Raw genomic sequence first — 19,129 nt, forward strand, 5'->3', positions numbered from 1 at the left:
ATGGGCATCGAGGAGAAGCTTCCCGCCGGCGTCCTGCTCACCTCGGTGGAGAAGCTGGTCAACTGGTCTCGGAAGTCGTCCGTGTGGGGCGCCACCTTCGGCCTGGCCTGCTGCGCCATCGAGATGATGGCCGCCGGTGGTCCGCACTACGACATGGGCCGCTGGGGCATGGAGGTCTTCCGGGCGTCGCCCCGGCAGGCCGACCTGATGATCGTGGCCGGCCGGGTGAGTCAGAAGATGGCCCCGGTGCTGCGCCAGATCTACGACCAGATGGCCGAGCCGCGCTGGGTGCTCTCGATGGGCGTCTGTGCCAGCAGCGGCGGCATGTTCAACAACTACGCGATCGTGCAGGGCGTCGACCACGTGGTGCCGGTCGACATGTACCTGCCCGGCTGCCCGCCCCGGCCAGAGATGCTCATCGACGCGATCCTCAAGCTCCGCGAGAAGATCATGTATGAGCCGCTGGGCCCGAACGGCCGCAAGATGCTGGCGGCCCGCCAGGAGCGCGGTGACGTTCCGATCGTGCCCTACGGCTCGATGCCCTCGTCGTACCGCAGCGACAAGGCCCGGCGCGCCGAGTGGACCCGGGCGGTCCGCGAGGGCCGCGAGGAGCAGCTGCGCATCGAGAACTGGATGAACGCTCAGAACCACCTCCACCCGCAGGCAGGCCCGAAATGACGTCACCCACGGACAAGCCAAACGACGGCGGAGTGCCGCTGCCGGTGGTGCCGGCCGGCGCCACCACTGGTGCCCCCGCCGAGTTCCCGCCGGCCAGCCCGGCCGGTCGCGGGATGTTCGGCAACCAGGGCACCGGCGACGTGTCCGGCTACGGCGGCCTGGTCCGCCAGCGCCAGCCCATCGAGGAGGCGTCCCGGCCGTACGGGGGCTACTTCGACGAGGTCCGCGACGCGCTGGAGGAGGCGTACCCGGCCTTCAACGACGCGATCGAGAAGGTAGTTGTCGACCGGGGTGAGCTGACCCTGCACGTACGCCCGGAGCGGATCGCCGAGGTCTGCCAGGTGATGCGGGACGACCTGGCGCTGCGGTTCGAGCTGTGCTCCTCGGTGTCCGGTGCGGACTACCTGGGCGCCGACGAGCGCCGGCTGCACGTGGTCTACCTGCTCACCTCGATGACGTACCGGCGGCGGGTCCGGCTGGAGGCCGCGGTCTCCGTCGAAGCCCCGCACCTGCCCAGCGTGACCGCCATCTACCCGACGGCGGACTGGCAGGAGCGCGAGGCGTACGACATGTTCGGCATCGTCTTCGACGGCCACCCCAACCTGACCCGGATCCTCATGCCGGACGACTGGGAGGGCCACCCGCAGCGCAAGGACTACCCGCTCGGCGGCGTCCCCGTCGAGTACAAGGGTGCGGAGATCCAGCCGCCGAACGAGCGGAGGTCGTACCAGTGACGACGTCGAACTACGCCAGCGAGCGCGAAACCGACGAGGGCCGGGTCTTCACCGTCACCGGTGGGGACTGGGACACGATCGTCGCGGGCACCGACCCGATCAACGACGAGCGGATCGTGGTCAACATGGGTCCGCAGCACCCGTCCACGCACGGGGTGCTGCGGCTGATCCTGGAGCTGGAGGGCGAGACGGTCCGCGAGGCCCGCTCGGTCATCGGCTACCTTCACACCGGCATCGAGAAGAACCTCGAATACCGCAACTGGGTCCAGGGCTCCACGTTCGTGACCCGGATGGACTACCTCGCCCCGATCTTCAACGAGACGGCGTACGCCCTCGCTGTCGAGAAGCTGCTTGGCATCACCGACGACATCACCGAGCGGGCCACCACGATCCGCGTGCTGATGATGGAGCTCAACCGGATCTCGTCGCACCTGGTCTGGTTGGCCACCACCGGCATGGAGCTGGGCGCGATCTCGATCATGCTGTACGGCTTCCGCGAGCGGGAGTACATCCTCGACATCTTCGAGACCATCACCGGCCTGCGGATGAACCACGCGTACGTGCGGCCGGGCGGTGTGGCACAGGACGTGCCGGACGACGCGATCGTCAAGATCCGTGAGTTCCTCAAGATGATGCCGAAGAAGCTCAAGGAGTACGAGGACCTCCTCTCCGGCCAGCCGATCTGGACCGAGCGGACGAAGAACGTCGCGGTGCTGGACGTCACCGGCTGCGTGGCGCTCGGCATCACCGGCCCGGTGCTGCGCTCCGCCGGCCTCGCCTGGGACCTGCGCAAGACCATGCCGTACTGCGGCTACGAGACGTACGAGTTCGACGTGCCGACCCACCCCGACGGTGACGTGTGGGGTCGCTACCAGGTCCGGCTCGCCGAGATCCGGGAGTCGATGAAGCTTGTCGAGCAGGCACTGGACCGGCTCCGTCCGGGCCCGGTGATGGTCGCCGACCGCAAGATCGCCTGGCCGGCGCAGCTCGCCATCGGCGTGGACGGCATGGGCAACTCGCTGGAGCACGTCGCGAAGATCATGGGTCAGTCGATGGAGTCGCTGATCCACCACTTCAAGCTGGTGACCGAGGGCTTCCGGGTCCCGCCCGGCCAGGTGTATGTCGCCATCGAGGCGCCCCGCGGCGAGCTGGGCGTCCACGCGGTCTCCGACGGTGGCACCCGGCCCTACCGGGTGCACTACCGGGAGCCGAGCTTCGTCAACCTCCAGGCCCTCCCGGCGATGGCCGAGGGCGGTCTGATCGCCGACGTGATCGCCGGCGGCGCCTCGTTGGACCCGGTGATGGGTGGTTGTGACCGATGAGTGTTTTCACTGACGAGACCCGGGAGCGGGCGCGCGAGATCATCGCCCGTTACCCGGCGGACCGGTCCCGCTCGGCGTTGCTGCCGCTGCTGCACCTGGTGCAGGCCGAGGAGGGGTACGTCTCCCCGGCCGGGGTCACGTTCTGCGCCGAGGTGCTGGGGCTGAACAAGGCCCAGGTCGGCGCGGTGGCCACCTTCTACACGATGTACAAGCGCAAGCCGACCGGTGACTTCCTGGTCAGCGTCTGCACCAACACGATGTGCAATGTGCTCGGTGGCCAGGAGGTCTACGACACCCTCGCCGAGCACCTGGGCGTCGGGCACGACGAGACCACAGCGGACGGCACGATCACGCTGGAGCACGCCGAGTGCCTGGCGGCGTGCGACTACGGCCCGGTGATGACCGTCAACTACGACTTCTTCGACGGCGTGGATGCCTCCACAGCTGTCGGTGTGGTCGACGAGCTGCGCGCCGGCGGCCGGCCGATGCCGACCCGGGGCGCCCGGCTCTGCACCCTCAAGGAAATGGCGGTGCAGCTCGCCGGTTTCGCCGACGAGCGCGACGGCGCGGTCGCCGACGGCGGGCCGGGCGAGCCCACCCTGCGCGGGCTGCGGCTGGCCCAGCAGCACGGCGTCTCGGTGCCGGGCTTCGACCCGAACACCCCGATCCGCAGCAAGGCCGAAGCCGACAAGGCCGCCGCCGAGGCGAAGGCGAAGGCGGAGGCCGCCAAGCCGGCGCCCGTCGAGGCCAGCGCGGCGCCGGTCAAGGGTGGCGACGGGGCGTCCGCCCCGACGGGGGCGGCCGGGGTCGCCGAGCAGGCGTTGCCGGGGGCCGCCACCAAGGTCCCGACGGACGGCACCGGCACCGCGCCCGAGGCTGGCGACGCGCGGTCGGCCGAGGCCGCCGGCGTGGCTGCCAACCCGCCGGCCAGCGACGGCAAGCCCGCCGGCGACGAGGCCGGGGCGCAGGAGCGCAACCTCACCGAAGCGAAGGCAGGCACGGACGCCGACGGCGCCGGACCGGCGGACGCGAACGAAACGGGGGCCCAGAAGTGACCACTCCCCGCCCGGAGACCGTGGCGAAGCTGACGCCGGTGCTGACCAAGCGCTGGCTGTCGCCGGACGCCTGGCGCATCGGCACGTACGAGCAGCTGGACGGCTACGCCGCGCTGCGCAAGGCGCTCAAGGCCCACCCGGACGACCTGATCCAGCTGATCAAGGACTCCGGGCTGCGCGGCCGGGGCGGCGCCGGCTTCCCCACCGGCCTCAAGTGGGGCTTCATCCCGCAGGGCGACGGCAAGCCGCACTACCTGGTGGTCAACGCCGACGAGGGCGAGCCGGGCACCTGCAAGGACCTGCCGCTGATGACCCACGACCCGCACGCGCTGGTCGAGGGCGTCATCATCGCGTCGTACGCGATCCGGGCCGCCCGCGCCTACATCTACATCCGGGGCGAGGCGGTGCACGCCGCGCGTCGGCTGCGCAACGCGGTCCAGGAGGCGTACGACAAGGGTTACCTGGGCCGGAACATCCTGCGCAGCGGCTACGACCTGGAGCTGGTGGTGCACTCCGGCGCCGGGGCATACATCTGCGGCGAGGAGACGGCGCTGCTGGACTCGCTGGAGGGGTTCCGGGGTCAGCCCCGGCTGCGCCCGCCGTTCCCGGCCACCCACGGCCTGTACGCGAGCCCGACGGTGGTGAACAACGTCGGCACCATCGCCAGCGTGCCGCCGATCGTGCTCGGTGGGGCCGACTGGTGGAAGAGCATGGGCACCGAGAAGTCCTCCGGGCCGATGATCTACTCGCTCTCCGGCCGGGTCGTCAACCCGGGCCAGTACGAGTGCTCGATGGGTGTCACGCTGCGCGAGCTGCTGGAGCTGGCCGGTGGCATGCAGCCCGGTCACAACCTGCGGTTCTGGACCCCGGGCGGCTCGTCCACCCCGCTGCTCGCCGCCGAGCACCTGGACGTGCCACTGGACTTCGAGGGGGTGGCGGCGGCCGGCTCGATCCTTGGCACCACGGCCACCCAGATCTTCTCCGACCAGGACTGCCCGGTCTACGCGACGTACCGGTGGCTGGAGTTCTACCACCACGAGTCGTGCGGCAAGTGCACCCCGTGCCGTGAGGGCAACTACTGGATGGTCCGGGTCTACCGGCGGATCCTCGCCGGTCAGGGCACCCACGAAGACCTGGACACCCTGCTGGACACCTGCGACAACATCCTCGGCCGCTCGTTCTGCGGTCTGGGTGACGGCGCGACCAGCTCGGTGACCTCCTCGCTGCAGTACTTCAAGCAGGACTACCTCGACTACATCGAGGGTCGGACCGCACCCAAGCTGTCGGAGAAGACCCTGGTAGGGGCGCACTGATGACCGACGTAGCCAAGCAGACCGAGACCGTCACCCTCACCATCGACGGCGTCGAGGTCACCGCCCCCAAGGGGACGCTGCTGATCCGGGTCGCCGAGCAGATGGGCACCGAGATCCCCCGGTTCTGCGACCACCCGCTGCTGGCCCCGGCCGGCGCGTGCCGGCAGTGCCTGGTCGAGGTGGAGGGCCAGCGCAAGCCGGTGGCCTCCTGCACCCAGGCCGTCGCCGACGGCATGGTCGTGCGTACCCAGATCACCTCCCCGGTGGCCAAGAAGGCGCAGGAGGGGGTGATGGAGCTGCTGCTGCTCAACCACCCGCTGGACTGCCCGATGTGTGACAAGGGCGGCGAGTGCCCGCTCCAGAACCAGGCGATGTCCACCGGCCGCACAGACTCGCGCTTCCACGAGCACAAGCGGGAGTACGAGAAGCCGATGGCGATCAGCAGCCAGGTGCTGCTGGACCGCGAGCGGTGCGTGCTCTGCCAGCGGTGCACCCGGTTCTCCGAGGAGATCGCCGGCGACAAGTTCATCGACCTGATGGGCCGGTCGTCCGCCGAGGAAATCAACATCTACCGGGACGACGCGTACGGCGAAGAGGGCGACGCCGGGGATGTCCCGTTCAACTCCTACTTCTCCGGCAACACCGTGCAGATCTGCCCGGTGGGTGCGCTGACGGGTGCCCAGTACCGCTTCCGCGCCCGCCCGTTCGACCTGGTCTCCAGCCCGAGCGTCTGCGAGCACTGCTCGGCCGGCTGCGGGCAGCGCACCGACTGGCGGCGCGGCAAGGTGCTGCGCCGGCTGGCCGGCGACGAGCCACAGGTCAACGAGGAGTGGAACTGCGACAAGGGCCGCTGGGGCTTCCAGTACACCCGGGCCGCCGACCGGCTCACCACTCCGCTGGTCCGCGACGAGCACACCGGTGAGCTGCGCGAGGCGTCCTGGAGCGAGGCGCTCACCGTCGCCGCCGAGGGGCTGCACATCGCCCGGGAGGGCGGGCAGGGCACTGCGGTACTCACCGGCGGCCGGCTGACCGTCGAGGACGCGTACGCGTACGCCAAGTTCGCCCGGGTCGCGTTGAACACCAACGACATCGACTTCCGGGCCCGGCCGGTCTCCCGCGAGGAGGCCGACTTCCTGGCCAGCTCGGTCGCCGGGGTCACCGACGTCACCTACACCGACGTGGAGAACGCGCCGGCGGTGGTGCTGGTCGGCCTGGAGCCCGAGGAGGAGTGCCCGATCCTCTTCCTGCGGCTGCGCAAGGCGTACCTGAAGAAGACCCTGACGGTGTACGCGCTGGCGCCCTTCGCCACCCGCGGCCTGGAGAAGCTCGGTGCCAAGCTGGCCCGGGTCGTGCCGGGCGAGGAGGCCAGCGTGCTCGCCGAGCACGCCACTGTCAGCGAGGCGCTGAGCGCACCGGGCGCGATCCTGATCGTCGGTGAGCGTCTGGCCAGCGTGCCGGGTGGGCTCTCCGCCGCGGCGGACGTGGCCCGGCGTACCGGCGCGAAGCTGGCCTGGGTGCCGCGGCGCGCGGGTGACCGCGGCGCTGTCGACGCGGGCTGCCTGCCCAACCTGCTCCCCGGTGGACGCCTGGTCACCGAGCCGGCCGCCCGGGCCGAGCTGGGTGAGGCGTGGGACATCCCGGCCGGGGTGATCCCGAGCCAGGCCGGCCGGGACACCGACGGCATCCTGGCCGCGGCCGCCAACGGGCAGCTCGGCGCGCTGGTCGTCGGCGGTGTCGACCCGGCCGACCTGGCCGACCCGCGACTGGCCGAGTCCGCCCTGGACGCGGTGCCGTTCCTGGTCAGCCTTGAGCTGCGCGCCAGCGCGGTGACCCGGCGGGCGAACGTGGTGCTGCCGGTCGCCCCGGTGGCCGAGAAGGCCGGCAGCTTCCTGGACTGGGAGGGCCGGCTGCGCCCGTTCGAGGCGGTACTGAACACCGCCGCGATGACCGACGGTCGCGTGCTCGACGCGCTGGCCGCGCTGCTCGACGTGCGGCTCGGCACGGCCGACGTGCCGAGCGTGCGTCGCGAGCTGGGCACGCTGCCGGCGACGCGGATGTCCCGGCCGGCCGCGCCGTCGGTCGCGCCGGGCCGGGTGCCGCAGCCGAACGCCGGGGAGGCCGTGCTGGCCACCTGGCACCAGCTGGTGGACCTCGGCACCCTGACCGAGGGCGACGAGAACCTTGCCGGGACCGCCCGCCCGCCGGTGGTCCGGCTGGGCAAGGGCACCGCCGAGGCGCTCGGTGTGGTCGACGGTGACGCGGTCACTGTCGGCACCGACCGGGGGGCGCTGACCCTGCCGGCGGAACTCACCGAGATGCCGGACGGCGTGGTCTGGCTGCCGACCAACTCACCCGGCTCGACAGTGCGGCGCAGCCTCGGGGCGACGTCCGGCGCTGTCGTCCGGATCTCCGTCCCCGCACCGAGTACGGCCATCCCGGCCGGACGCGTGGCGGCCGACGAGACCGGTCTCCCGGGTCCGCTCCTCAACTCCGGGGGTGCACAGTGACTCCGTCAATCCTGGCCCAGGACCCCACACTTGCCGACTTCGGCCGGGATCCGTGGTGGCTGGTTCTCGGCAAGATTGTCTTCGCGTTCGCCTTCGGTCTGCTGGCCACCCTGCTCGGCGTCTGGTTCGAACGGCGCGTGGTCGGTTACATGCAGGTGCGGCCCGGCCCCAACCAGGTCGGCCCGTTCGGCCTGCTGCAGACCCTCGCCGACGGCCTGAAGATGGCCTTCAAGGAGGACATCCTGCCGAAGGCGGCCGACAAGGTCGTCTACTTCTTCGCCCCGACCATCTCGGTGATCTGCGCGGTCACCGCCCTGTCGGTGGTGCCGTTCGGCCCGATGGTGAGCATCTTCGGTCACCACACGCCGTTGCAGGTCACCGATGTGCCGGTGGCGGTGCTGCTGCTGCTCGCCTGCTCCTCGATGGGCGTCTACGGCATCGTGCTGGGTGGCTGGGCCTCCGGCTCGACGTACCCGCTGCTGGGCGGTCTCCGGTCGAGCGCCCAGATGATCTCCTACGAGGTCGCCATGGGGCTCAGCATCGTGGCGGTCTTCATGACCGCCGGCACGATGAGCACCAGCGGGATCGTCGCCGCTCAGGGCGACGGCACCCAGCTGACCATCTGGGGCCAGCCCATCCCGGCGCCGGGCTGGTACGCGATCCTGCTGCTGCCGAGCTTCGTCATCTTCTTCATCGCCACTGTGGGTGAGACCAACCGAGCGCCGTTCGACCTGCCCGAGGCCGAGTCCGAGCTGGTCGCCGGCTTCATGACGGAATACAGCTCGCTGAAGTTCGCGCTCTTCATGCTCAGCGAGTACGTCGCGATGGTGACCATGTCCGCGGTCACCACCACGTTGTTCCTGGGCGGTTGGCGAGCACCCTGGCCGATCACCATCTGGGAGGGCGCCAACTCCGGTTGGTGGCCGATGCTCTGGTTCTTCGGCAAGGTGATCGCGCTGGTCTTCGTCTTCGTGTGGCTGCGTGGCACGCTGCCCCGGCTGCGGTACGACCAGTTCATGCGGCTCGGCTGGAAGGTGCTGCTGCCGATCAACCTGGTCTGGATCCTGGTCCTGTCGGGCCTGCGCTCCATCGAGGACTGGGACACCCGCGGCAAGGTGATCGCCGTCGGCATACCGGCCGGCATCCTGCTGATCGCCACGATCTTCTGGCCCAGCCGGAAGCCGAAGCCGACGCCGACGACGCAGGAACAGGTCGACAACCGGCCGCACGGGAGCTTCCCGCTGCCGCCGATGGATCTTCAGGTACCACCGAGCCCGCGTATCACGCGCGTGGTCGCCGAGCGGGAGCCGGCCAACATCGTTGCCGGCTCGGACTCCAGGGAGGTGTGACGTGGGCGCGATCACCGGAACGTTCAAGGGATTCGGTGTCACCTTCTCGCACATGTTCAGGAAGGTCGTCACCACCGACTACCCGTTCAAGCCGCCGGTGTCGGCGCCGCGCTACCACGGGCGGCACATCCTCAACCGGCACCCGGACGGCCTGGAGAAGTGCATCGGCTGCGAGCTGTGCGCCTGGGCCTGCCCGGCGGACGCGATCTACGTCGAGGGTGGCGACAACACCGACGAGCAGCGCTTCTCGCCGGGTGAGCGGTACGCCAGCATCTACCAGATCAACTACGCCCGCTGCATCTTCTGCGGGCTGTGCATCGAGGCCTGCCCGACCCGGTCGCTCACCATGAGCAACGAGTACGAGTTGGCCCGGGACAACCGGCAGGACCTGATCTTCACCAAGGAGCAGTTGCTCGCGCCGTTGCTGGAGGGCATGGAGCAGCCTCCGCACCCGATGCGGCTGGGTGACAGCGAGAAGGACTACTACGTCGGCGCGCTGGACAACCCGGGCACCTCCGCCGGTGCGGAGACGTCCCCGATGGGCCCCGGCCGCTACCAGGTCGAGGAGCACCCCGGCGTGACGTTCCCGGGCGCCGAGCAGGCCGCCCAGCGCGTGGCGGCCGGCAAGGGAGAGGAAGCATGACCACGTCTACGGTGCTCGCCGCGGCGAGTTCGGTCTCCACCGGCGAGGCGGTCACCTTCTGGATCCTCGCCCCGCTCGCGCTGATCGGCGGGATCGGGATGGTGGCCGCGCGCAACGCCGTGCACTCGGCGCTGTGGCTGGTGCTGACCATGCTCTGCCTGGGCGTGTTCTACGTGCTCCAGGCCGGTCCGTTCATCGGCATGGTGCAGATCATCGTCTACACCGGCGCGATCATGATGCTCTTCCTCTTCGTGCTGATGCTGGTCGGTCGGGACTCCACCGACTCGCTGATCGAGACGCTGCGCGGCCAGCGGGTCGCCGCGATCGTGCTCGGCCTGGGCTTCGCCGGCCTGGTCGGCACCGGCCTCTACCAGGCACTGGACCGGACCACCACTGTCGGTCTGGACCAGGTCAACGCCGAGGGGAACGTGCAGGGCATCGCCCGGCTGCTGTTCACCAAGTACGTCTTCGCGTTCGAGTTGACCTCGGCGCTGCTGATCACCGCGGCGGTCGGTGCCATGGTGCTGGCCCACGTCGAGCGACGGAAGCAGGACAAGGTCGACCAGGTGTCGACCATGAAGGCGCGCTTCGCCCCGGGCAACTACCCCGGCCCGAAGCCGGGCCCCGGAGTCTTCGCGACCTCCTCCTCGGTGGCCACCCCGGCCCGGCTGCCCGACGGCCGCCTGACCGACCGCAGCACCCCGGCGATCCTTCCGCAGCGCGAGCTGACCGCCGAGGAGACGGCGCTGAAGGGGACAAACAACTAATGGGAACGTTCTTCTCGGTCGAGCCGACCTACTACCTCGTCCTCGCCGCGGTGTTGTTCACCATCGGCGCCGCCGGGGTGCTGATCCGGCGCAACGCGATCGTGCTGTTCATGTGCGTGGAGCTGATGCTCAACGCCGCCAACCTGACGCTGGTCACCTTCAGCCGGATCAACGGTGACCTCAACGGTCAGATCATGGCGTTCTTCGTGATGGTGGTGGCGGCGGCCGAGGTCGTGGTCGGGCTCGCGATCATCATGTCCATCTTCCGGACGCGACGCTCGGCGAGTGTCGACGACGCCAACCTGCTCAAGTACTAGAGGGGTCCACCGGTGGAAGAGACTGTGGAATACGCCCAGGCCACGGGGCTGCTTGGGGGCGTCTGGCTGCTGGTGGCGATCCCGCTGGTCAGCGCGGCCATCCTGCTGCTGCTCGGCCGCCGGGCCGACCGCTGGGGGCACTGGTTGGGCGTCGCCGCCATCGGCGCCGCGTTCGTGCTCGGCCTGAGCTTCTTCTTCCAGCTGCGTGGCCTGGAAAACAAGTCGGTCGAGCTGAGCCTCTGGGACTTCATCGCGGTCGGTGACCTGCGCGTCGACTTCGGCCTGCTCTTCGACCCGCTGGCCGCGGTCTTCGTACTGCTGATCACCGGGGTGGGTTTCCTGATCCACCTGTACGCGGTGGAGTACATGTCGCACGACGCGGGCCGTCGTCGGTTCTTCGCGTACTTCAACCTGTTCGTCGCGGCGATGCTGCTGCTGGTGCTCGGCAACAACTACGTGATGCTGTACTTCGGCTGGGAGGGCGTCGGTCTGGCGTCATACCTGCTGATCTCCTTCTGGACCGAGCGGCCGAGCGCGGCCACCGCCGGCAAGAAGGCGTTCCTGATGAACCGGGTCGGCGACGCCGGCCTGGCCATCGGCATCTTCATCATGTTCGCCACCCTGGGCACCACCCAGTACGACGAGGTGTTCAACGGTGTCGGCGCGCTGACCGGCACCACGGTGCTGGTCCTCGGCCTGTTGCTGCTCCTCGGCGCGGCCGGTAAGTCCGGCCAGTTCCCGCTCCAGGCCTGGTTGCCGGACGCGATGGAGGGCCCGACGCCGGTGTCGGCGCTCATCCACGCCGCCACCATGGTCACCGCGGGCGTCTACCTGATCGCCCGGTCCAACCCGATCTTCTCCGCCAACTCGACGCTGCAACTCGTGGTGGTCAGCGTCGGCGCGCTCACCCTGCTGATCGGCTGCATCATCGGTGCCGCCAAGGACGACATCAAGCGGGTGCTCGCCTGGTCGACGGTGAGCCAGATCGGTTACATGTTCCTCGGTGTGGGCCTCGGCGGCGCGGCGTACGCACTGGCCATCGTGCACCTGCTGGCGCACGGCTTCTTCAAGGCCAACATGTTCCTCGGCGCCGGCTCGGTCATGCACGGAATGAAGGACCAGGTCGACATCCGCCGCTTCGGTGGGCTGTCCAAGTACATGAAGATCACCTGGCTGACCTTCATGATGGGCTGGCTGGCCATCATCGGCATGTTCCCGTTCTCCGGCTTCTTCTCCAAGGAGCCGATCATCGTGGCCGCCTTCGAGCGGGAGGACTGGACCGCCTGGCTCTTCGGCGGTGCGGCGCTGCTCGGCGCCGGGCTGACCGCGTTCTACATGACGCGGCTGTTCGTGCTCACCTTCCACGGTCCGAAGCGGTGGACCGAGGACATCGAGCACCCGCACGAGTCGCCGAAGCTGATGACCATCCCGCTGATCCTCCTGGCGGTCGGCTCGGTCGGCGCCGGCTTCCTGCTTGCCACGTCAGTTCCGGACTGGCTCACGGAGACCGCCGGGCTGGGCGGCGAGCACGCGGAGCACGAGGCGGTCCTCTCGCACACCGTGATCACCATCCTGTCGCTGCTGGTCACAGTGCTCGGCGCCGGGCTCGCCTGGTTCCTGTTCCGCGCCGGCACGGCCACCGCGCCGCAGCCGGCCGGGGTGCTGGTCACCGCCGCCCGACGCAACCTCTACACCGACACGGTCAACGAGGCGGTCTTCGAGAAGCCGGGCATCTTCCTCACCCGGGCGCTGGTGTACCTCGACAACCGGGGCATCGACGGGCTCGTCAACGGGCTCGCCGCCGCTGTCGGTGGGGGCTCCGGTCGGCTCCGGCGGATGCAGACCGGCTTTGTCCGCTCGTACGCCACCTCGATCCTGGCCGGTGCGCTGCTGGTGATGGCGGCGTTCCTGGCGGTGCAGGCGGGGTGGTTGGCGTGATCGACCTCAATACGCCCGCCCCCGCCGGCGGACCACGCATCCACGACGGAGGTAAGGCCGCATAATGTCCAACTTCCCGTTCCTCTCGGTGCTCACCGTGGCGCCGCTGGTGGGCGCCCTGGTGGTGGCCTTCCTGCCGCGTAGCCGGCCCGAACTGGCCAAGCAGGTGGCCTTCGTCTGGTCGCTGCTGGTGCTGGTGCTCGCGGTGCTGATGTGGGTCAGTTTCAACGCCGGCGGCAAGCGGTTCCAGTTCCACGAGTCGTACTCGTGGATCCCGAACTGGGGTGTCAGCTTCACCTTCGCCGCCGACGGCATCGCGCTGGTGATGCTGATGCTGATCGCGGTGCTGGTGCCGCTGGTGATCCTGGCGTCCTGGCACGACGCCGAGTCGTCGAAGCGGTCGGTGCCCGTCTACTTCGCGCTGCTGCTGGTCCTCGAATGCACGATGATCGGCGTCTTCGCGGCCGCCGACGTCTTCCTGTTCTACGTGTTCTTCGAGGTCATGCTGGTGCCGATGTACTTCCTCATCGGCAGCTACGGCGGCCACCAGCGGCAGTACGCGGCGGTGAAGTTCTTCCTCTACTCGCTCGTCGGCGGTCTGTTCATGCTGGCCGCGGTGATCGGCCTGTGGGTGGTCGGCGGGAAGACCTTCGACTGGCAGGCGCTCTCGCAGGTCGACATCAGCACCGGCACCGAGCGGTGGCTGTTCCTCGGCTTCTTCCTCGCGTTCGCCATCAAGGCGCCGTTCTTCCCGTTCCACACCTGGCTGCCCGATGCCGGTGGCGCCGCCCCGGCGGGCGCGGCGGCGCTGCTCGTCGGTGTGCTGGACAAGGTCGGCACGTTCGGCATCCTGCGCTACTGCCTGCCGCTGTTCCCCGAGGCGTCGAAGTGGTTCGCACCGTGGGCGCTGGCCCTGGGGGTGATCGGCATCGTTTACGCCGCGCTGCTGGCGGTCGGCCAGAACGACCTCAAGCGGCTGGTGTCGTACACCTCGATCGCGCACTTCGGCTTCATCGGGGTGGGCATCTTCGCCTTCACCACCCAGGCCGGCACCGGCGCGGTGCTCTACATGCTCAACCACGGGCTGGCCACCGGCCTGCTCTTCCTGGTGGTGGGCATGCTGATCTCCCGGCGTGGTTCGTCGCTGATCAGCGACTTCGGTGGCGCCGGCAAGCTGGTCCCGGTGCTCGCCGGGGTGCTCTTCTTCGCCGGTCTCGCCTCGCTCGCGCTGCCCGGTACGGCGCCGTTCATCTCCGAGTTCCTGGTGCTGATCGGCACCTTCACTGTGAACAAGCCGGTCGCGGTCATCGCCACGCTCGGCATCATCCTGGCCGCCGCGTACGTGCTGTGGATGGTGCAGCGCACCACCCAGGGGACCCTCAACCCGGCGCTGACCGAGGTCGACGGCATGCGCCGGGACCTCAACCTGCGCGAGAAGGTGGTGGTCGCCCCGCTGATCGCGCTGATCGTGCTGCTCGGCTTCTTCCCCAAGCCGGTCACTGACGTGATCAACCCCGCCGTCCAGGCGACCATGGACGACATCGGCAGAACCGACCCGGCGCCGTCCGTGGGCGGCACCGTCCAGGAGGCGGCAAAGTGACCGAGCTGGAATTGCCGTCGATCGACTACGCGGCGATCTCTCCGATCCTGATCATGCTGGGCACGGCGTTGCTCGGCGTGCTGGTCGAGGCGCTGGTGCCTCGTCGCTGGCGGCACGTGGTGCAGTTGACGCTGGCACTGCTCGCGGTGCTCGCGGCGTTAACAATGGTGGTCCTCAGCGCCGACGAGCGGATCATCACCGCCGGCCAGGCCCTCGCGATCGACGGGCCGACGCTCTTCCTCCAGGGCGCGATCCTGGTGCTGGCCGCGATGGCGCTGCTGCTGATCGGCGACCGCTCGGTCGAGCGGGGCGGGGCGTTCGTCGCCCAGGCCGCGGTGACCGCCGAGTCGGCCGACGACCGGCGGCAGGCCGAGGGGCGCAACGGTCTCACCGAGGTCTACCCGCTGACCACGTTCGCCATCGGCGGCATGCTGATCTTCGTGGCGGCGAACGACCTGCTGACCATGTTCATCGCGCTGGAGGTCTTCTCCCTGCCGCTCTACCTGCTCTGCGCGCTGGCCCGTCGCCGGCGTCTGCTGAGCCAGGAGGCGGCGATGAAGTACTTCCTGCTCGGCGCGTACGCCTCGGCGTTCTTCCTGTTCGGCGTGGCCTTGATCTACGGCTTCACCTCCGGCATCCCGGGCCGGACGGCCGGCGTCGACTTCGCCACCATCCACGCGGCGGTGGGCGAGTCGCCGGCCAGCCCGGTGCTGCTCTTCGCCGGCATGGCGCTGCTCGCCATCGGTCTGCTCTTCAAGGCCGCGGCGGCCCCGTTCCACGTCTGGACCCCGGACGTCTACCAGGGCGCTCCGACCCCGGTCACCGGGTTCATGGCGGCCTGCACGAAGGTCGCCGCGTTCGGTGCCCTGCTGCGCGTCTTCCAGGTCGCGTTCGCCGACGCCAACTGGGACTTCACCCCGGTCCTCGGCGCGGTGGCGGTGCTGACCATGCTGGTGGGTGCTGTGCTCGCGGTCACCCAGACCGACATCAAGCGGCTGCTCGCGTACTCCTCGATCGCCAACGCCGGCTACCTGCTGGTCGGTGTGTTGGCGCCGAGCCGCGACGGGCTCGCCGGCACGATGTTCTACCTGGTCGCGTACGGCTTCTCGGTGCTGGCCGCGTTCGCCGTGGTGACGTTGGTCCGCGACGAGGACGGCGAGGCCACCCACCTGTCCCGCTGGGCCGGGCTGGGCCGTCGGTCGCCGTTCTTCGCCGCGCTGTTCACGTTCATCCTGCTGGCCTTCGCCGGTATCCCGCTGACCAGCGGCTTCACCAGCAAGTTCGCCATCTTCGGGCCGGCGCTGGAGGGTGGCCAGGCCTGGCTGGTGATCGCCGGTGTGCTGACCAGCATGGTGCTCGCGTTCCCGTACCTGCGGGTCGTGGTGATGATGTGGCTCTCCGAGCCGGGCGAGTCCACCCCGACCGTCACAGTGCCCGGTGGGCTCACCGCCGCCGCGCTGACGATCGGTGTGCTGGCGACCCTGGTGTTGGGCGTCGCCCCGGCGCCGCTGCTCGACCTGGCTACCGGAGCCGCCGAATTCGTTCGATGACCAAAGGATCGATCACCGGGGGTCGGCGCGTGTTCACGTGCCGGCCCCCGGTGCGTATCCCCGGGCCGGAGCAGGTCGAACGGGTGTGGCATGGTTGATAGCGTGGTGAAACCGGCGGGCGAGCGTTCAGGTGCCTCCGGCTCCGGCGGTCGACGGGGTCGGGCGAGCACGAGTCAGTTCGGCGCGCTTGGCCTCAGCCTCTCCGATCCCCGTGTCGAGGCGTCTGTGCTGGGTGTGCTGGACACGGTCGAGGTCGAGTTGCGGGCCAGCGTGTCCAGTGCCGACCCGTTCGTCACCGAGGCCGCCCGGCACCTCGTCGAGGCCGGCGGGAAGCGTTTCCGGCCGTTGCTGGTGGCGCTCGGCGCCCAGTTCGGCGATCCGACCGGTGCGCAGGTGGTCCCGGCCGCCGTGGTGATGGAGCTCACTCACCTCGCCACCCTCTACCACGACGACGTGATGGACGAGGCTGCCGTCCGTCGGGGCGCGCCGAGCGCGAACTCCCGGTGGACCAACTCGGTCGCCATCCTGGTCGGTGACTACCTCTTCGCCCGCGCGGCGGACATCGCCGCCGACCTGGGCCCCGAGGCCGTCCGGTTGCAGGCGCGCACCTTCGCCCGGCTGGTGCACGGCCAGATCGCGGAGACGGTCGGGCCGCGCGCCGACGACGATCCGGTGGCCCACTACCTGAACGTGATCGCCGAGAAGACCGGCTCGCTGATCGCCACGTCTGCCCGCTTCGGTGGGATGTTCGGTGGTGCCGCCCCGGAGCACGTGGAGGCACTCGCCGGGTACGGCGAAACGATCGGTGTCGCCTTCCAGCTCTCCGACGACCTGCTGGACATCGCCTCCGAGTCGGTGCAGTCGGGCAAGACCCCCGGCACCGACCTGCGCGAGGGTGTCCCGACGCTGCCGGTGCTCTACGCCCGCGAGGCGGACGACTCCGACGCGTCGTCGGTGCGGCTGCGGGAGATCCTGGCGACCGGCCCGCTGACCGATGACGTGCTGCACGCCGAGGCGTTGGGGCTGCTCCGGGAGAGCCCGGCGCTCAAGCGGGCCCGGGAGACCGTGCGCAGCTACGCCGAGGAGGCCCGCGCGCAGCTCGCCCCGCTGCCGCACGGCCCGTCCCGCAGCGCGCTCGAGTCGCTCTGCGACTACATCGCCGACCGCACCAGCTGATCCACGCCCCGGGCCGCTACGGCGGCGCGGGTCAACAGCCGGCTGCCGACGAGCATGAGGGCGGCGGCGAGCAGCATCGCCACGGCCGCGATGGTCCACATCGCCGGGTAGCCGAGGTGGGCGGCGAGCGGGCCCAGGCTCAGTGGGCCGAGACAGCCGCCCGCGTACACCCCGGTCTGGGTGATCGAGGTGGCGGCGGCCGGTGACTGTGGGTGCAGCCGGACCACAGCGAAGTTCATCAGGCCGGGCCAGGCCCAGCCCAGGCCGAAGCCGAGCACCACGCCGACCACCAACGGCACCGAGCCGGTCAACGCGAGCAGGCCCAGCCCGACCGCGCCGACGAGCAGCATCGCGGCGATGAGGGCGACGTGGCCGGTCTCGCGGCGATCGGCCAACCAGCCGGCGCCCACCCGAGCCGCCACGCAGACCGCGCTACCCAGGGTCAGGGTGAGGCCGGCGAGGCCCGGCGACAGGCCCCGGGCCGCGGCGGAGTCCACCAGGAAGGTGCCCAGCGAGTTGGCCGCGCCCGAGGCCAACGTCGCCGCCGCGCCGATCACCACCAGCGCCGCCGTCGCCCGACCGGCGCGCGCGGCCCCGGCCCGGCGGGCCAGGCCGGGCAACTGGCGGGGCACGGCGGCCAACGTCGTCAACGCGGCCACGGCGGCGGCCACGAACGCCCAGCGCCAGCCGGCGGTGAGCGCGATGGTGGGCACCGCCACCCCGGCCAGCAGTGTGGAGACCGGGATGGCGGCCTGCTTGACACCGAACGACAGCCCCTGCCGCCGGGCCGGCACGTGCTGCGCCAGCGCGGCGTTGCTGGACAACTGGCCGAGCGCGTTCGCGGCGGCGCTGAGCGCCAGCAGGCCGACCAGCACCGGGTACGACCGGGCGAAGGCGGCCACGGCCAGCATCGACCCGGCGGCCAGCAGGATGCCGCAGCGGGCCACCACTGCCGGCCCGTACCGCTCGACCAACCGCCCGGAGGGCACCGAGGCCAGTGCGCTGACCCCGAAGTAGACGGAGACGGCCAGGCCCAGCCCGGCCGGCGAGAAGCCGAGGTCCGTGCCCATCTGCACGGCGAGACCGCCGAGCAGGAAGACGGGGAGTACGCAGGCCACTGTGGTGACGACTGCGCCGGTGCTGGCCCGGACCGGATGGGGTTGGGCAACTGCCAGATCGGGGGTATTGGAGGTGTCGGTCATCGTTCGGCAAACCTACGCGAGCGCCGCTCACAGCACTCCTGGTGACTGGCGGGGCACAAGCTGTGGATGGTGATCTGGCATCCTCGACCCGAACAGGCATTTCGCACCGGGCCTGTTTTTCATATGGTGTAAGTCCCCGGCGGCGGAGGTGGTTGTGCGCGACCCCTTGGCAGAACCTTCGGACCTGATTCGCAGCGTGTCCCGAGCGCTACGGGTGCTGGAGTCGGTCGGTCGCGCCCCGAAGGGCCTGACCGTCAAGCAGATCGCCCGGCGCTGCGAGCTGACAGTGGCCACCACGTACCACCTGGTTCGCACTCTCGCCTACGAGGGCTACGTGATCCGTCGCGAGGACGGCACGTACATCGTGGGGTTGGAGGTGGCCGACCGGTACCGGGAGTTGGTGACGGCGTTCCGGGGCCCGCCGGCGGTCGGTGAGACGCTGCGGCGGGCCGCCCTGGACACCGGCTACAGCCACTACCTCGGCCGGTTCGTCGGCGGCCAGGTGGCCCTCACGGCGGTCGCCGAGGGGCACCGCTCGCCCTACCTGGAGGATCTGGTCCCCGGCTTCGACGAGGGGGCGCACGCGACAGCTCTCGGCAAGTCGCTGCTCGCCACCCTCACGACCGACCAGCGCTACCGCTATCTGCGCGAGTACGGCATGCGCCCGTTCACCACCGCCACGCTGACCACCACCGAGACCTTCGAGGCCGACCTGGCCGCCGGCGACCGGCGCGGCATGCAACTGGAGATGGGGCAGTTCCGGCAGGGGGTGGCCTGCGCCGCTGTGCTCGTCGCGCCGGACAAGGACATGGAGCGCCGCGTCGTGTTGGCCTGCGCGTTGCCGGCCAGCGAGATGATGACCTCCGCCCGGGTGGTGCGCGCCAAGCTGCTCACCGTGGCCCGCAGCGTGGCCGACGGCATCGCCTCCGACAACTGACCGCCGAGAGGCCCTCTCCCGGGCTGGGAGAGGGCCTCTCG

Annotated in this window: 16 protein-coding genes; 15 read left to right on the forward strand and 1 reads right to left on the reverse strand. The window is 70.1% G+C overall.

Going from position 1 to position 19,129, the window contains the following annotated elements; translation table 11 throughout:
• The 14 genes from ACLJOK_RS17755 to ACLJOK_RS17820 all read left to right on the forward strand — a co-directional run bounded on the left by ACLJOK_RS17755 (position 1) and on the right by ACLJOK_RS17820 (position 16,949).
• The gene (locus ACLJOK_RS17755; protein WP_124821345.1) at positions 1 to 678 is read left to right on the forward strand and encodes a NuoB/complex I 20 kDa subunit family protein; all 678 of its coding nucleotides are present in this window, start codon (positions 1 to 3) and stop codon (positions 676 to 678) included.
• Positions 675 to 1,412: an NADH-quinone oxidoreductase subunit C gene (locus ACLJOK_RS17760; protein WP_410819911.1), complete on the forward strand. Its 738-nt coding sequence runs from the start codon at positions 675 to 677 to the stop codon at positions 1,410 to 1,412. The genes ACLJOK_RS17755 and ACLJOK_RS17760 overlap by 4 nt, the downstream gene beginning before the upstream one ends.
• The gene (locus ACLJOK_RS17765) at positions 1,409 to 2,734 is read left to right on the forward strand and encodes an NADH-quinone oxidoreductase subunit D (RefSeq protein ID WP_238679896.1); all 1,326 of its coding nucleotides are present in this window, start codon (positions 1,409 to 1,411) and stop codon (positions 2,732 to 2,734) included. Before ACLJOK_RS17760 ends, ACLJOK_RS17765 begins: the two co-directional genes overlap by 4 nt.
• Positions 2,731 to 3,789, forward strand: coding sequence for an NADH-quinone oxidoreductase subunit NuoE (gene nuoE / locus ACLJOK_RS17770; protein WP_410819912.1), 1,059 nt, complete (start codon positions 2,731 to 2,733; stop codon positions 3,787 to 3,789). Before ACLJOK_RS17765 ends, nuoE begins: the two co-directional genes overlap by 4 nt.
• Positions 3,786 to 5,102 carry an NADH-quinone oxidoreductase subunit NuoF gene (nuoF, locus tag ACLJOK_RS17775; protein ID WP_410819913.1) on the forward strand — a complete coding sequence of 439 codons (1,317 nt, stop codon included), beginning with the start codon at positions 3,786 to 3,788 and terminating at the stop codon, positions 5,100 to 5,102. The genes nuoE and nuoF overlap by 4 nt, the downstream gene beginning before the upstream one ends.
• Positions 5,102 to 7,609 (forward strand): NADH-quinone oxidoreductase subunit G, encoded by a 2,508-nt coding sequence (locus tag ACLJOK_RS17780; RefSeq protein ID WP_410819914.1) that lies wholly within the window; start codon positions 5,102 to 5,104, stop codon positions 7,607 to 7,609. The genes nuoF and ACLJOK_RS17780 overlap by 1 nt, the downstream gene beginning before the upstream one ends.
• Positions 7,606 to 8,958 (forward strand): NADH-quinone oxidoreductase subunit NuoH, encoded by a 1,353-nt coding sequence (gene nuoH / locus ACLJOK_RS17785; RefSeq protein WP_410819915.1) that lies wholly within the window; start codon positions 7,606 to 7,608, stop codon positions 8,956 to 8,958. The genes ACLJOK_RS17780 and nuoH overlap by 4 nt, the downstream gene beginning before the upstream one ends.
• Position 8,959: 1 nt before the next feature.
• Positions 8,960 to 9,601 (forward strand): NADH-quinone oxidoreductase subunit NuoI, encoded by a 642-nt coding sequence (nuoI, locus tag ACLJOK_RS17790; protein WP_112585694.1) that lies wholly within the window; start codon positions 8,960 to 8,962, stop codon positions 9,599 to 9,601.
• Positions 9,598 to 10,368, forward strand: coding sequence for an NADH-quinone oxidoreductase subunit J (locus ACLJOK_RS17795; protein ID WP_410819916.1), 771 nt, complete (start codon positions 9,598 to 9,600; stop codon positions 10,366 to 10,368). Before nuoI ends, ACLJOK_RS17795 begins: the two co-directional genes overlap by 4 nt.
• The gene (gene nuoK / locus ACLJOK_RS17800) at positions 10,368 to 10,685 is read left to right on the forward strand and encodes an NADH-quinone oxidoreductase subunit NuoK (RefSeq protein WP_088951135.1); all 318 of its coding nucleotides are present in this window, start codon (positions 10,368 to 10,370) and stop codon (positions 10,683 to 10,685) included. The genes ACLJOK_RS17795 and nuoK overlap by 1 nt, the downstream gene beginning before the upstream one ends.
• A gap of 12 nt (positions 10,686 to 10,697) precedes the next feature.
• Positions 10,698 to 12,623: an NADH-quinone oxidoreductase subunit L gene (nuoL, locus tag ACLJOK_RS17805; protein WP_410819917.1), complete on the forward strand. Its 1,926-nt coding sequence runs from the start codon at positions 10,698 to 10,700 to the stop codon at positions 12,621 to 12,623.
• A 64-nt stretch (positions 12,624 to 12,687) separates the two neighbouring features.
• Positions 12,688 to 14,223 carry an NADH-quinone oxidoreductase subunit M gene (locus ACLJOK_RS17810; protein ID WP_410819918.1) on the forward strand — a complete coding sequence of 512 codons (1,536 nt, stop codon included), beginning with the start codon at positions 12,688 to 12,690 and terminating at the stop codon, positions 14,221 to 14,223.
• Complete coding sequence (nuoN, locus tag ACLJOK_RS17815) at positions 14,220 to 15,773, forward strand: NADH-quinone oxidoreductase subunit NuoN (RefSeq protein ID WP_410819919.1); 1,554 nt, start codon at positions 14,220 to 14,222, stop codon at positions 15,771 to 15,773. Before ACLJOK_RS17810 ends, nuoN begins: the two co-directional genes overlap by 4 nt.
• Before the next feature lie 90 nt (positions 15,774 to 15,863).
• Positions 15,864 to 16,949: a polyprenyl synthetase family protein gene (locus ACLJOK_RS17820; protein WP_410819920.1), complete on the forward strand. Its 1,086-nt coding sequence runs from the start codon at positions 15,864 to 15,866 to the stop codon at positions 16,947 to 16,949.
• On the opposite strand, the gene ACLJOK_RS17825 is transcribed toward ACLJOK_RS17820, so the two are convergent.
• Positions 16,925 to 18,151, reverse strand: coding sequence for an MFS transporter (locus ACLJOK_RS17825; RefSeq protein ID WP_410819921.1), 1,227 nt, complete (start codon positions 18,149 to 18,151; stop codon positions 16,925 to 16,927). The two genes, ACLJOK_RS17820 and ACLJOK_RS17825, sit on opposite strands and share 25 nt — an antisense overlap.
• A gap of 154 nt (positions 18,152 to 18,305) precedes the next feature.
• Here ACLJOK_RS17825 and ACLJOK_RS17830 point away from each other — a divergent pair, with 154 nt between their 5' ends.
• Positions 18,306 to 19,088: an IclR family transcriptional regulator gene (locus tag ACLJOK_RS17830; protein ID WP_238679885.1), complete on the forward strand. Its 783-nt coding sequence runs from the start codon at positions 18,306 to 18,308 to the stop codon at positions 19,086 to 19,088.
• The last annotated feature ends 41 nt before the right edge of the window (positions 19,089 to 19,129 follow it).

It is taken from the genome of Micromonospora sp. 050-3, assembly GCF_046549335.1.
GTDB classification, from domain to species: Bacteria; Actinomycetota; Actinomycetes; order Mycobacteriales; family Micromonosporaceae; genus Micromonospora; species Micromonospora trifolii.